Origin of the sequence: Stenotrophomonas sp. B1-1, assembly GCF_010894375.1 — a bacterium.
Taxonomy (GTDB): domain Bacteria; phylum Pseudomonadota; class Gammaproteobacteria; order Xanthomonadales; family Xanthomonadaceae; genus Stenotrophomonas.
In genome coordinates, this window is record NZ_JAAIUZ010000001.1 from 20,186 (window position 1) to 33,671 (window position 13,486).

Annotated in this window: 11 protein-coding genes; all 11 read right to left on the bottom strand. The window is 60.8% G+C overall.

The features are described from left to right. Positions 1–19: 19 nt before the first annotated feature. The 11 genes from G4G00_RS00085 to G4G00_RS00135 all read right to left on the bottom strand — a co-directional run bounded on the left by G4G00_RS00085 (position 20) and on the right by G4G00_RS00135 (position 13,450). Positions 20–1,537 carry a hypothetical protein gene (locus G4G00_RS00085; protein WP_164270552.1) on the bottom strand — a complete coding sequence of 506 codons (1,518 nt, stop codon included), beginning with the start codon at positions 1,535–1,537 and terminating at the stop codon, positions 20–22. After that, a complete protein-coding gene (locus tag G4G00_RS00090) occupies positions 1,534–3,213 on the bottom strand; it encodes a hypothetical protein (protein WP_164270555.1) in 1,680 nt (559 codons plus the stop codon). Before G4G00_RS00090 ends, G4G00_RS00085 begins: the two co-directional genes overlap by 4 nt. Positions 3,214–3,404: 191 nt before the next feature. Continuing rightward, positions 3,405–4,640 carry an XVIPCD domain-containing protein gene (locus G4G00_RS00095; RefSeq protein ID WP_343161365.1) on the bottom strand — a complete coding sequence of 412 codons (1,236 nt, stop codon included), beginning with the start codon at positions 4,638–4,640 and terminating at the stop codon, positions 3,405–3,407. A gap of 154 nt (positions 4,641–4,794) precedes the next feature. Further along, positions 4,795–5,661 (bottom strand): hypothetical protein, encoded by an 867-nt coding sequence (locus tag G4G00_RS00100; protein ID WP_240336054.1) that lies wholly within the window; start codon positions 5,659–5,661, stop codon positions 4,795–4,797. Between the two features lie 16 nt (positions 5,662–5,677). Then, a complete protein-coding gene (locus tag G4G00_RS00105) occupies positions 5,678–5,863 on the bottom strand; it encodes a hypothetical protein (RefSeq protein ID WP_164270557.1) in 186 nt (61 codons plus the stop codon). 36 nt (positions 5,864–5,899) lie between these two features. Then, positions 5,900–8,884 (bottom strand): XVIPCD domain-containing protein, encoded by a 2,985-nt coding sequence (locus G4G00_RS00110; protein ID WP_164270558.1) that lies wholly within the window; start codon positions 8,882–8,884, stop codon positions 5,900–5,902. Between the two features lie 11 nt (positions 8,885–8,895). Next, positions 8,896–9,396 (bottom strand): hypothetical protein, encoded by a 501-nt coding sequence (locus G4G00_RS00115; RefSeq protein ID WP_164270560.1) that lies wholly within the window; start codon positions 9,394–9,396, stop codon positions 8,896–8,898. A gap of 465 nt (positions 9,397–9,861) precedes the next feature. Beyond that, positions 9,862–10,362, bottom strand: coding sequence for a hypothetical protein (locus G4G00_RS00120; RefSeq protein WP_164270562.1), 501 nt, complete (start codon positions 10,360–10,362; stop codon positions 9,862–9,864). A 213-nt stretch (positions 10,363–10,575) separates the two neighbouring features. Beyond that, positions 10,576–11,085 carry a hypothetical protein gene (locus G4G00_RS00125; RefSeq protein ID WP_164270563.1) on the bottom strand — a complete coding sequence of 170 codons (510 nt, stop codon included), beginning with the start codon at positions 11,083–11,085 and terminating at the stop codon, positions 10,576–10,578. Between the two features lie 163 nt (positions 11,086–11,248). After that, positions 11,249–11,746, bottom strand: a complete 498-nt coding sequence (locus G4G00_RS00130; protein ID WP_164270564.1) for a hypothetical protein — start codon at positions 11,744–11,746, stop codon at positions 11,249–11,251. 318 nt (positions 11,747–12,064) lie between these two features. Beyond that, a complete protein-coding gene (locus G4G00_RS00135; protein WP_164270565.1) occupies positions 12,065–13,450 on the bottom strand; it encodes an NAD-dependent succinate-semialdehyde dehydrogenase in 1,386 nt (461 codons plus the stop codon). Positions 13,451–13,486: the final 36 nt, after the last annotated feature.

A 13,486-nucleotide genomic window follows, 5' to 3' on the forward strand; every position in this document is an offset into this window, starting at 1 on the left:
CAAGAAAGCCCGTGCGCGGTCATGCCCGCAGCAGGCGTGCGTACTCGGCATCGAGGTACTCATCAACGGCGTCGTGATCAAGGCTGCCGGCGGTGATGAGTGCCTTCGTTTCAGTCAACGACACGCACCCGAAGCGCACCCATGCCACCATGTTTCCTCTAAGCAGGAAGCCAATGATGTCGCCGCCAGAGCGTAGTGCTGCGTCGCCGACATCCACCAGGCACAGGCTGCCATGGCTGACGAGCAGCATTCTCCGAAGCTCGGGAATGCTGCCAAATGGCATGCACTGCGACAGCGGGCGGTTATGCACCGCCCACTGCTTAACCACCCAGGTAATGCGGGTTAGAACTTCGGTCAGCATCACCGGTATTGCCATCGCCAGGCCGTGGCGGAAATCATAGCCTTGCTCGAAAACCCTGACCGCAATGGTGGCGAAGGTCTGCCTGTCTTTACCGAAGCTTCCTACATTCACAAACTGAAGCAGAGAATAGAACGGCATCGGAATGCCGGACCCGCGCCCCTGCGCCCCAGATGACCCGGCAACATCAGAGAACAAGTGGCCGATCCAGTTGACGAAACCGGCGAAGATCTTTGCCGACAGCGTTCGGCCTTTCAGCTCGAAGGTCTCCGTATCCACCGAGACCAACTTCCCATCGGCAACGAAGTGCGCGGTGCTGCAGAACTGATCAAGGATGGAGAAGAACAGGCCGACCAGGTCAGGCGAGTGACCAAGGCTCTTGATGTGGTGGTTGCGGGTGCTCATCTTGAACAGACCGCCAACATCGCCACCATGGCGGTGGTCATAGTTGATACCAAAGGTCCGCTCAAGCCAGCCTATCGCGCTTCGTGTAGGATCGCTGCCTTCGGCGGGGCCCTTCCAGCCCATCAGGCGGGCAAACTGCCGTACCGCCCTGTCAACAAAGGAGTCAGCTGCTTTGCCCAGTGGGCTGGCATCCTCGCCTCCTGTCGCGCTTGCCGCACCCACAAAAAGCACATCGACAAGGCCGCCGATTACGCCGCAAGCACCTGCCAGCATGTAGTCGTACTTATCACAGTCCGCGGCCTTCAACGAGAAGTCCTCGAGCACCATCTTCTCGAATGCCACGCGTTGACTGGGTGTCATCAGGTTTGCGAACGGATCTTCTTTTAGGTCGATCCTGTTTCGTGCCGCATAGGCAATCAACTGCGCCTCGTACTCCTCGTCCGAAGTATCGGCAGAGATCAAAATGCCATCGATCAGCGAGAGCGGCGCTATTGCTCCGGGCTGGGCATCGGGTTCGCAATGCAACTCGGCATGAATGTTGAGTACGAGCTCTGTATCTTGCCCGGGGAAAAGCACAGAGGCATCGGCACTGGCAAGCATTGCTTCTGCCAGCGCAATGGCGTCGTCCAGCAGAACGTCCTGCTCGACCTGGGCCAACGCCATGGTATCCAGCACGGACGAGATGTTGCCGAGCTGTGCTTCGATTGCGGCGACCTGGTGTAGCTGGACACGCACGCGATTGCCGTGCGCATCCAGCTCGTCGTCTGGAGTCATGACCACAGGTTGGAAATGCCCCGGGTGGCCTTGCTGGCAAGATCTGTCACCTTGCCTGCAACCACATCGGACACACTGAAGTAACCAATCGCCTGGAACGACTGGGCGAGATCCTCCAGCTCCCGAACGCCGTAATCTGCCTTCAATACAAGTCGTTCCACCTCGACGGTGGTCTCGTCCTTGGTCTCCTGCACCATGCGGGGCTCATAGTGGCTGATGATCCATTCCCCCAGCTCCTGTCGGGTGGGGTCGCGTGTGAGGCTGCGAACCCGTTCCTCATCAAGATAGCGGGCGCAACTAAGCTTTGTTGCGCTGCTCTGTGCGGCCTCAGAGCGCTCGTTAAGCACTTTGCCTGCGCCTGTAAGCTGGGTCATCAGCCGCATCAGCTTCTCGATCTTGTCGCTTTGCGCGCCGTGCATTTTGATCTGGTCATTCAGCCGAAGCGTGACGCTGTTGATGTCCGATACGAGCAGCGAAAGGGTCAGCTGGGTCTGCTTGATGACTTCCGCAAGCATCAGGCCCCTTCGCTTGAATCGGGTCAGTTCATTGGCCCCGGTCAGCTTGCGGATACCTGCGTACGTCCCGACGCCAATGAGTACAGCCACGCCAATGCCGGTGGCCATGCTGGAAAGGCCAAGGATGCCGCCCAAGCCCAGCGTGGCCAGCCCGGACGTCATGCCAGCTGCAGACATGCCAATGACCGATCCGGACAGATACACAGCAGCCAAGGGCGTGCCGACCGCGGCGGCCTTGGCTGACAGAAGCTTCATGGTTTCTGTCAGCTGATCGTCGGTGACATCCTCCTTCAGCATGTCGTGCTCGCTTTTGATCGCGAGTACAACCAGTTCAATGTCTGCCGCGGAGACGCGGAACAGCTGCTGGTGTAGGTCGAGGAAGGCGAACTGATCTCGATAGCGCCCGGTCATGCAGTGATTAAGGTTGATGAGCTCCTTCACCAACGAAACATGGACCAGGTGAATCTGGCCATCCGGGCAGGCGTGCTCGAGGTCTGCAACCAGTTTCTCGACGAGCTCGCGCTGGTCGCTTGCAGCGATGTACACGCGTACAGCCATGCGCGATTCTTCGCTGAGATTCAGACGCGTCATCAGCAGCATTAGCTCAGCGAACACTTTGTGGCCGAGCTCCTGCCGGTTCTCGTAGGCCGCGTTCACTGCAATCTTGAGGTATGCCACCTTCAGCGACTCTGCCATGTCCTCAATGGGAATGGACTGGGCCTCTTCCTGGTGGTTCTCGAAGTTGCTGATGGCTTGCTGGAGAATATCGGCAAGCGGCGGCAGATTCAGGTAGGCGCCGCGGATATCGATACTGGCGCCATTGATCTGCGAAAGGCGGACCAGCTTATCCACCTTCCCAGCCTTGCCTTCAATGGGGACCTCGAGATACTGCGCGCTCAGCAGGTCGGAGTAGGGGAACCGCTGGGGCTTGCCCAACAGTGGGCGGTAGATGACTTGTTCGCCGGTGAACAAGAGGCCTTCCTTTGCGCTGCCGAGCAGGGTGTCGTCGTAGACCGCGACCACATTTCCCGGTTTTCCTGCGTAGTCAAAGGCGCCGATGGCGTTGTTGAGCTTCTTCTCTTCGATGTTCGGTGCGATGTAAATCCGCTTCGCGGAGATCTCCACAAGGCGTTCGCGAAGGAATACGTTGATGTTGCCCATATAAGCCCCTGTTGCGACAGATGATCTACCTGGCAGGGGCGCTCATCCGAGCAGGGAGAGCAGGACCCGGCCTGGCCCCGTCAAGAGTGTGACGTGTTGCTCATCTTTAGAACATCAGATTTGTCTGATGTGGTGTCGGGATTAGCCTGACATCCATCAGGCTGCGGCCGGGGTTTGCTGACAGTGGGCGATCAGCCCATCCGCATGGAATACGATGGGGCCTCCAGGGCGCGTGCATCTTGGCTCTGCTGCTCCTTCTGCATCGCCAGCGCACGTTCCTGGCCGTCAACACGAAGCCCCTCAAGCTGCTGCATGGACTGCTCGACCGGCGTCTGTACCGCCAGCGCTGTGGGCATGGCCGCGCGAAGATGGGTCGGGTCAGCCGGGTCGCCCTGGATGGCGAAGACCGTGTGGCCAGCGGGGGCCTGGTGAGTGGCATTGCTGAGGGCGACGTGGTCCACCCGATGCATGCCCGCCTCGACGGCCGTCACGGTCAGGCTCGCCGCCAGCCTTTCGCTGGCTTCATCGAAGGGGCGGCCCAGCCCGGCGTCGATTTCGGCAACGTGCTGCTTGATCTGCTGATGTAGTGCGGCGTTCTCGTGTCCTGCCGGCAGGCCTTGGGCGCTTGCCAAGGAGCCCTCGCGCAGGGGGACCTGTTCGGAAGCCAAAGTCACCGGGCTCTTCATGATCGTCCGGTGCGGATCGTCGGGATGGAACGCGTGCGACTTCTGCTGACGCTCGAGGCGGAGTTCCCGTGTTTCATTGAGCCGATCAATGGTCTGTCGATCGGTTTCCTCAATCGTGATCTGCCCCAATGCACGGGCGACGGGGCTGCTTGCCTTTACGGCTTCACCCGCGCCCACCCGCCAGTGGTCCTGTTCCGGCGAGTATTCATGCATCCGGATCTTGTTGCCGATGTGATTCGGGTCGACGCTCGCTTCGCTGATGCTGGCCAACGCGCCTGCCCTCAGCAGACTAGCACTGTAGGCCGCAGCGTCTGCAGGCTCCATGTACTGAGCGACGTTGACCACGGTGTCCTTACCGCGGATGACGCCATACGTAGAGTTGTCCAGCATGCTCTTCCAGATGGCCTGTGTCGCCTCCGTGCCACCCTTTGCATAGGCGGCCTCAAGCAGAAGCCGGGGTGTCCAGCAGTTTGGGTCGAGCTTGTGATCCTTGAACGCATCGTCATGCGCTTGCTGCACGCGTGCTACTGGCAGATTGAGGGCGAGGTCAGGGCGGTTCTCCTCCATCATCTTCTGACGCTGTTCCAGGTCCCTCAACAACAGCGTTTGACCGAAGTCGTCCCACTGCCTTTCGCTCAGAACGCGGTCAGCGAAGCCGCTGCCCTTGCCATGCTGGTCCGCTGCAAACTCCTGGGCATAGCTGTTGGCGGTGGCGCCGGGCATGTTGTCGTTGCGCACCACACCCAAGGCCAGCTTTCCGTAGCCGTCTGACCCATCATGCTGTGCCAGGTAATTCCAGTAGAGCTCGCGATTTCCAGCTTTGCGTAGGCGGTCAGAACATCAATATCGCGTTGGCTCAGGCCGGGGGCGTCAGTTCTTCCTTGAGCGGCCATTGTCAGGACCTCTTGTACTTGGCAAGGGCGGTGCGCACAGCAGACTCGATGTGCTTCCAGTCTTTCAGGATGACCCGCGGATAGGTTGCAGTGATCGAGATGCTGTCCTCAACATCCACGAAGTAGTGAATGCAGCCGGCTACCCGGCTGTCTTCCGTGTCGGCCAGTCGATCACCGGAGATGGTGAGGCCGTCGGGGAAGTGAGCTTCGCTCTCGCACTTGATGAAGGTTGTAAGTTCGCCATCGCCATTTCGAGCGACGTACCAATCTTTCTCCATGCGAAGATTCCGGGGCTGGGGCATCTTCGATTCCTGCTCCAGTGCCTTCTGGAACGCAGGCATCAATGCTTCGTTGATTGCATAGGGCACCAGGCCGAAGCGCTCTGGCTGGGGTATCCGCAGGTCAAGCCGTTCGGTTGGGTCGTTGCGCAGTACCGATGTCGGCGTCGAGGTCTGCTCCGTGCTGGCATAGCGCTCCAACAAGCCTCTGATAGGGGTGCGATCAATATGCTGCAGGCCAATGACCACAGAGCGCTGGAAGTCTTCCATCGAACGATCCGGGCGGGTGCCCGGTGGGGCGGGGCCCAGGTCGGGCCACAGAACGGTCAGCCCAACGCTGCCATCGAAGTACGGGCCGATCTGGTTGTCGTAGTAATTGGCGGGGAACATGAATCGGTGCGGGCCGATCCTGGCCTCCACAGGTTCAGTGGTGTACGTGTGCCCTTTGATCGTGCGGCGCACGCTGGGATCTTCACTCATTTCAGCCTCCTTGCTTTGCGATTCCATGGATGAGGAATTCATACATCCGCCGGCGCCCAGTGCCAGCACTGCCGTGACAGCACAGCGGAAGCTGAAAGCAGCAATCTTCATGGAGTCAATCCATTGCTCATCTAGCTGAGAAATATACGTGCCGTGCGGTTGGCGCGTCGACCACTTCGCGCGGCGGCAGATCGGCGTAGCAGCCCAGCAGGGAGGCATCCATGCCAGCATCCTGGTGGTCGATGGCGAACAGGTAGAGAAGCTCGGCATCGAAGGCGGCCAGCCATGCGGGATCGATCGGCAGCACGGTCATGGTCCAAGAGGGTATTCATGGGTACCGGGGGGGGGATCACCCCATACTCGCCGCACGCCCTCTCACCTCCTGCTGCATCCGCTCTTCCTGCGACTGCTGCTCAAGCTCACGACCCATCGCACGCTGCTGCGCTTCCTGGCTCACGCTTTCATACCGCTGCAGCGATTGCTCTACGGGCGTCTGCACGGCCTGCCCTGTGGGCATTGAGGAGCGCAGATGCGAGGGGTCGTTCAGCTCGCCCTGCACCAGAAACACCGTGTGCCCCGCAGGGGTCTGCGCAGTCGCATTGCTCAGCACTACGTGGTCCACGCGTGACAGATCGCTGTCTTTGGCCAGCACCAGCAGGCTCGCGCTCATGCGCTCGCTGATCGCATCGAAGCTGCGCCCATGCTTGGCATCCAGGGCCGAAACGCCGTCGCGAATCTGCTCGTAGAGTGGGTAGTCGGGGTGGCCCGGCAGCAGCGGGCTGCCTGCGGTCTGGGGTTCCTCCACGGGCTTGCCGGCGTGGCCGTGCACTGCGTGGGCGGGGCGTTCCGGTTCCTGTCCCACGGCGGGAACGAATGGGCGTTCGCGTTGCTGCCCATCCATCTGCGGCAGGGCAGGGGACGGGGCCCCATGGGCCGATTGCATGCGCACCATGTCCTCCACGGTGGTGGTGGAAGTCAGCTCCATGCGGTTGCCCGGGGCGGTGCCGAAGGAGGCGATGGCGCTGTCCGCGCTGGGCGCGTGCGTGCGCGGGTCCGGCATCAGTTCCAGCGTGATGTCGGTCTGCCGTCCAACGTCGGCCAGCTTCTGTTCAACCGCAGCCGTAGTGGCGGCAAGCTGCTCCTCGGTGCGCGGAATGCCATGCTTTGCGTACAGCGTTTCCACCTGGCCGCGCACGCCCTCAGGCGCGATGTGTACGGTGGCCTTGATCTGCTCGGCCATCCTGCCCATGTCTGCAATGCCGGCGTTCTGGCTCTGCCAGGTGATCTCCAGCTCATCGCCGATATTGCGATTGGCCTGGGTGTCGTAGGCAACGCCGTCGTGGACCCACTGGCCATCCGAGTGGCGGCTGTAGCTGCGGCCGTCGCTTGCACGCAGGGTATCGGCGCCGTCCTGCGCCTTGCGGATTGCCTGCGGAACGGACGGGTTCTGCGCGTCGCCGAAATCACTCCAGCGGCCCTGCTCGTGGGCCACCATGTAGCGCGACGCCACCGACGCGGGGGTGTTGGCCGCGTTCTGCGCGATGACGGTGCGCGATTGCTCATCCAGGGCCGGTTCGCGTTCCGGCGGAACGGACTCGCGCCGGGTGATGGGCGTGCGCCCGTCAACGACTTCCCGTATCTCCAGCTCCCATTGCCGCGAGACGGTATCGCGTACGAACTCCCGTCCGGTCTCGAAGGCGCTGGGTGGCGGCTCTTTCAAGCCACTGGCATTGAGTCGATAGGGATTCTGCGGCGGTGGCAGGTTGGCCAGGCCCAGCTCGTAAGAGGCACGGGCGGCCTGCCAGTTCAATTGGCGCTCCAGCGTGCCGGTGGCCACATAGTCGGCTTTGAAGGTGACATCGGCGCCCTGTGCCGTCTGCACGGGCCGAACTTCCACGCCAGTCCCCAGATCGGCGCTCTGCACCTGCTGTTGCTCGGCGCTGCGCAGCCAGCGGCCCTCCGGGTCTGCCGGGCTACGCGTCCAGGTGCGGTGCAACGGGTCCTGCTGGATATAGACCCGCTCGATGTCTTTCTGTGCGGCCCACTGCTCACCCAGGTGGGCGCCAAGCGCGCCGCCAGCGATGCCCGCAACAACAGCGCCGGGGCCCGACCACGAACCGGATACGAGGCCAATGCCCGCACCTGCGGCGAAGCCGCCCAGCGCACCGCCCAGGTTGCGACCGACGAAGTGCGCCGAAGTGGAATCGGCCCCTGCGGTGTTGCCTTGCGAGTTCAGTTCAACCCACTTGTGGCCGGAAGTGGCGAAGTCGTGCGCCATAAGGGCGACGCCGGCCACGCCAAGTGCCTTCATGCCGGGGTTCACCCCGTGGGGCACTGCCTCGGCTACTGCCACGCCCGGAGGCCCGCGCGGTGCGCCTGGCTGCATTGGCGAATGGGGCAGTGGCTCGGGAAGATCGGCGAACAAGCGCGGGCCCGTAGACAGCGCCGAGCGAGCAGCGACCCATTCCGCGCGGGTGGTGGACATCTCGTGCAGGCTTAGGGCGCTGTAATCGTGCAGGGGCTTTTCGAAGAGGGTCTTGCCCATGGCGTCATAGCCATCGATAGGCTTCAGGTGCAGGCGTACCTGGGCGACGTCGACCGCTTGGCCAGTGTTGGTGGTGGCGTGCTGGGCCAGGGTGCGCTCGAGGGTTTGGTACTCGGCGGCTGACTGGCTGGCGAAGGTGAGCGGGTCCGGACCGAATGCGCTTATGGGGTAGCCGTTGATGCGGACGGTGGGGTGATCGAGGGCGGTGGCTAGCTCAAACTTGTCGAAGCCACGTCCCGGCATTGCGCCATCGACGAATGCCACTAAGGGCCTGTTTGTGGCGATGGCGTTCTCGAAGTACGTCGGACTGCCAGCGTTCCACATGACGTCCTGCAGCGCTCCTCTATGATTGCCGCCCCAAGGCTCCGTCCCCTGCGCATTCATGAAGCGCTCAAGCCCTCGCTCCATGATCTGGAACTCCGGGTGTTTCAGAGGGTCCGTCCTCATCTCGTCAATGAAGCGTCCCCAAGGCGTGTCACCAATGATGCCGGCGCTGCCGTTTACGTCCTTTGCATAGTTCTTGGCATGATCAAAATTCAGTTTCCCACTGCGATCAGTAGCCGAGAAACCCAGATAGTCGGTGCCTGCGGGAAGCTCAGGAGGATGTGCCTGCATCTTCGTAGCGACGTAGTCAGCGAAGCTCGTAACGCCATCAGGCCCCGATTGCGGTGATCTCAGATAGGAGATCACCTCTTGCTTCTGTTGCATTGAAAGCGGGCTGCCGTCAGAAGTGTTCTTAGCTCCGCCCAATGTGGCGAGAGCGAAATCGTCGAATGTGAATTTTGACATGACGGTCAGCCTCAATCCGCACGGATGGGATTGACTGCTTCAGCCAAGATAATGACGCCTCCATGGTGAGCGGGCGCCAAGCCGACTGTAGGAATATCGTTGCGAGCAAGTGCTTCGGCCGTGGTGATCGCAACGTATCGCACGCCATACTTTGGGCTGCTGTGGTCCATGTTCGCCAGCACCAGCCCCTGCGCAACTGAGCATAGGAAGGCGAAGTTGCTGTCCTGATTGTTCAACGTCTGCTTGAAGCCGAGGATAGACTTCAGAACCCAGTCGCGACCCAGATCCAGAGCAAACACGCGTTCGCGGCCACTCTCTGTCTCAACCATCTCATCGCTTCCAAAGAGCCCCAGTCCGTCAACTCTCTGGCCATTGAGATAGAAGAGATACTGATACTCGGTGTGGCTCGGATCTTCGGGGGGGCTCGCCGGCAAGATGCGCGGTGCGGTGATGATCACGCCGGTGCGGCGATCGACTGCGGAGCCTGGCTGACGCTCAAATTCCAGCGGCATGGTTGATCCTTCAATGGAGTCCGGTTGCAGGCGATGGGAATCAATGATCCCATCGCGTCTTCTTGCGGACTATACGCCCCTCATTCTGGCTGCTCTATGGGCCAGTTCCTAAGGCCCTCCGTACTGCTCGCTGGTTCACACATTCAGCAAGCCAATTGCGTCACCCGCCCCGCCTTCAGTTGCCCGCGAACCAACCTTCATTCCAGACAATTCCCTGGAATGCTCCTGCGGCCCCAACCACAAGCAGTGTGATGCCTCACGAGTCGAGGAGGCTCTGCAGCCTTCCCTCCACCTATTCCGCAGCACTCGCCGCGCGACCCGGGCCAGATCCAGCTGACGTCAGACAGTCGATCACGTCGTCCATCTGCTGGGAACTGATGGTGGTGTCGTCGGCTACGTTTGTCGCTACAGAGAACGTTGTCCTGGCGTAGTCATCGAAGGTTGAGCTGGCCATGAAGGTCCTCCTCAGACTTGGTGAGCGCGGATGAAGACGCTGGCGAGGATGATGGAGCCGTCATCGCAGATTGGAGTTCCCTCCGGGACCGGTACCCCAGCTCGTGTCAGTGCGTCGGCGCGGGTGAAAGCTACAAAGCGCAGGTTCTGCAGGTTGCCGACCTGTACAGCGAACGAAATCACAAGACCCTGTGCAAGGCTCTGAATGAACGCAAATGGCTCATCTAAACTGCCGAGTGAGTCCTTGAACTTGAGCATGTCATTGAGTACCCAATCAGGGCCAAGATCCAGTGTGTAACGGCGTTCGCGACCGCCGTTCGTGCTGATGAGTGCCTGCTTGCCAAAGAAGCCAGTGGCCCACACAGTCTTGCTGTCGCGGTTAAAGGTGTACTGGTATTCAATGCCTACGCTGCCATCCAGCTGAGCATCTGGGAGCATCCTGGGTCGCAGGATGGAGATTCCGCTCAGTTCATCTACGGCAGACGCCTCTCTAGGTTCAAAATTGAAAGGCATGACAGTGGTTACCATAGCTGCTGTGCTATCGGGACCCGTTCTTGGGAAAAGCTGGGTCGGAGGGGAGGGCGACTGAAAGGAGGGGCATGACGTTCGAACGCATCGATGTAGCCGGGAACTCGCTCCACCTGATGAGGCGATAGCGGACTGTCCTTCGCTCTGTTGGTCGCTCCACCCACGGTTGTGCGGAAAAGTAACTGAACACGCATCTGCTTACGGGTCCACCGCCTGCGATTGGCTGTCGGGAACGCATGCCTCTGCCAAGACAATCTCGCCATTCGCTGAGTATGGAATGTGCTGGGGCAGCGCAACTCCATGCTGACTGAGGGCGTTGAGAGAAGTCACAACCACATTTCTCTGTGGCTCGGTACTATCGGCGCTGCCTACAAATACAGCTCCAAGACCCTCGGCAATGGCGGACAGAAAGATGAAATCATCATCCGTGTTTCCAATCTTTCGCTTCAGTCTAAAAATCGAATCGAAGGCCGAATGGTGCGTGATCTCGAGCTTGTACAGCCACTCGCGGTGACCATTGATCACCAATGCAGTCTCGATTCCGAAGATCCCTAAACCGCCCACTCGATCGCCATTGCGACGGAATGCGTACTGGAGCTCGATGCCTGTTCCGCCTTCTGGCAGAGTTGCGGGTAGCATGCGAGGCTGCGGGATGGATACGCCGCTGCTGGCGTCAATCGCAGAACTACCGAGTGGCTTGAAGTCCATTGGCATAGTCGTTCCTACTCAACCCATTGGCCAGTGTGCTCTGATCGTACGCTCAGCGTCCACGTCTCTCCAAAGGCTTGCGTCCTGAAAGCAGAGCATCACGCGCCGCACATCCATCTCTACCCATCGGCAGCTGCTTGTCCGACTTCAGGTCGTCCTATCGTCACTGGTCAGCTCCTCCGAACCGCACTTCATAGACGCACCTTGCTGCACGTGGGCTCGTCCCATTCGCGTAGGTGAGTAGACTGGTCCTCAGCGTTTGTTTCCCCTCACTACCTGCACGCCAGTAGTTCCTGATACCACCTCTCTGGAATGGAGATTCCTCTCCCCCGGAGTACCCCAGCCGTTCCAGCTCGCGCCCCGCTTTGTCTGCGTCCCAGTAGCAGACGCCGTCGGGCGATTCGGTGACAGATGGCTTTCCCGCCTGATAGAAGATGATCGAGTGCATGGGATAGTCATCCGGCGCTTCGACAGAGAAATAGGACGCGCTGTAGTTGTAGCCCTCCGCCACGCCAAGACTTCTTGCCTGGGTCTTGATGCTGTTTCCTTGGACGGGCAATAGGGTGAATCCAATCGCCTCACCGAACTTCTCTGGACTGATGTCCGCGCGCGACCTGAGTGAATCTGCGTAAGTGAGGATGCGCGCCTGCAGCTCGGCCATCGGAATGCTGGACGGCTGTGCTTCAGGTCCTGAGCTCCGCTCGCCGGCGCTGGACGCACCAGGTGTTCGCGCGCAACCCACTCCGAGCGCCAAGAGAGCCACAAGCCCACATGTGGCGGTTCGAGCGCCCAACGCTCGTAGAGAACTCCTGATCATCAGCACATCCATTGCAGCGGTCTGGCCACTATATGGCGTGCAGCCTGAGCAGCGCTGTCTTACCATGATCAGAAGTGCTCTCGAGTTCACAATTCCATCAACGATTCGCTCACCTGAATGGAGGTCGTCCTGCCTCGTGACCCGGCAGACAGCGCCCCCGCATCACGCCCCTGCCGGCAGCGTAATCGACTTGATGTTGACGAATTCCTTCAGCCCCTCCGGCCCATGCTCACGGCCGTAGCCCGATGCCTTCACCCCGCCGAAGGGCAGGGTGGGGCCGGCCACGTTGAAGCCATTGATGCAGACCATGCCGGTATCGAAGTACGTGGTGGCCAGCTCGCGCGCGCGCTTCACATCGCGGCTGAAGATGCCGCCGCCCAGCCCGTAGCGGCTGTCGTTGGCAATACGCATGGCGTCATCATCGTCCTTGGCCTTGATGATGGCCGCAGCGGGCCCAAACAGCTCGTCCTCATACGCCACCTGGCCCGGCGCAACATCGGCCAGCACCGTGGCCGGGTAGAACCATCCGGTCTTGGCCGGCACTTCGCCACCCACCACCAGCCGCGCGCCCTGGGCAACGCTCTTGCTGACCTGCTCGTGCAGGGTGTCACGCTGGGCCTTGGACACCATCGGGCCGAGCTGGGTCTTGCCGTCATTCGGGTCGCCCATGCGGATCTGCTCGAACTGCTTTGCGTACGCCTCAACAAACGCGTCGTAGTTCTTCTCGGTCACGATGAAGCGCTTGGCATTGACGCAGGTCTGGCCGTTGTTGAACAGGCGCCCCTTCACGCAGGTCTTTACCGCCAGTTCCAGGTCGGCATCGTCCAGCACCAGATAGGCATCGTTTGAGCCGAGTTCGAGCATGGTCTTCTTCAGTGCCTTGCCGGCCTTTTCGGCCACGGTGCGCCCGGCCTTTTCACTACCGGTAAGCGTTACCGCGCGCACCAGGTCGTGGTCGATGATGGCATCGGACTGGTCATGGCTGATCAGCAGCACGCCGAACAGCCCCTTGGGCAGGCCGGCTTCCTCGTACAGGTCGCGCAGGAACAGGCCGCTGCCGGTGCAGCTTTCGGCATGCTTCAGCAGCACGCCGTTGCCGGCCATCAGGCTGGCGATGGAGTAGCGCACCGCCTGGTAGGCCGGGAAGTTCCACGGCTGGATGCCGTACACCACGCCGATGGGCGAATGGGTCACTATGCCCACGCCATTGGCCGAGGGGCGCTCTTCATCAGCCAGCACCGTCGGGCCCTGCTCGGCGGTGTACTTGCAGATGGCCACGCACAGATCCACCTCGCTGCGGCTGTCACCGATCAGCTTGCCTACTTCGTTGGTCATCAGCTGGGCGAAGGCTTCCTTCTTCTCTTCCAGCTTGCGGGCAATGGCGGCCACCACCGCAGCGCGCTCTTCCAGACTGCGCAGGCGCCACTGCAGAAAAGCCTCGTGGCACGCCTTCACGGTGTCCGCTGCCTGCGCGTCGGACATGTAGGCGTATGTATCCAGCACCTGTTCGGTAAGCGGGTTGATGGTCGTGAGCTGCTGCTTGGTCATGGTCAGGTCCACCTTGTCTTGGGGAAGGGAGGGCGT

What these genes read in the sequence shown, in the direction of transcription:
- G4G00_RS00085 (WP_164270552.1), bottom strand. Translation starts at nt 1,537, where the DNA reads ATGACTCCAGACGACGAGCTGGATGCGCACGGCAATCGCGTGCGTGTC.
- G4G00_RS00090 (WP_164270555.1), bottom strand. Translation starts at nt 3,213, where the DNA reads ATGGGCAACATCAACGTATTCCTTCGCGAACGCCTTGTGGAGATCTCC.
- G4G00_RS00100 (WP_240336054.1), bottom strand. Translation starts at nt 5,661, where the DNA reads ATGAAGATTGCTGCTTTCAGCTTCCGCTGTGCTGTCACGGCAGTGCTG.
- G4G00_RS00105 (WP_164270557.1), bottom strand. Translation starts at nt 5,863, where the DNA reads ATGACCGTGCTGCCGATCGATCCCGCATGGCTGGCCGCCTTCGATGCC.
- G4G00_RS00110 (WP_164270558.1), bottom strand. Translation starts at nt 8,884, where the DNA reads ATGTCAAAATTCACATTCGACGATTTCGCTCTCGCCACATTGGGCGGA.
- G4G00_RS00115 (WP_164270560.1), bottom strand. Translation starts at nt 9,396, where the DNA reads ATGCCGCTGGAATTTGAGCGTCAGCCAGGCTCCGCAGTCGATCGCCGC.
- G4G00_RS00120 (WP_164270562.1), bottom strand. Translation starts at nt 10,362, where the DNA reads ATGCCTTTCAATTTTGAACCTAGAGAGGCGTCTGCCGTAGATGAACTG.
- G4G00_RS00125 (WP_164270563.1), bottom strand. Translation starts at nt 11,085, where the DNA reads ATGGACTTCAAGCCACTCGGTAGTTCTGCGATTGACGCCAGCAGCGGC.
- G4G00_RS00130 (WP_164270564.1), bottom strand. Translation starts at nt 11,746, where the DNA reads ATGGCCGAGCTGCAGGCGCGCATCCTCACTTACGCAGATTCACTCAGG.
- G4G00_RS00135 (WP_164270565.1), bottom strand. Translation starts at nt 13,450, where the DNA reads ATGACCAAGCAGCAGCTCACGACCATCAACCCGCTTACCGAACAGGTG.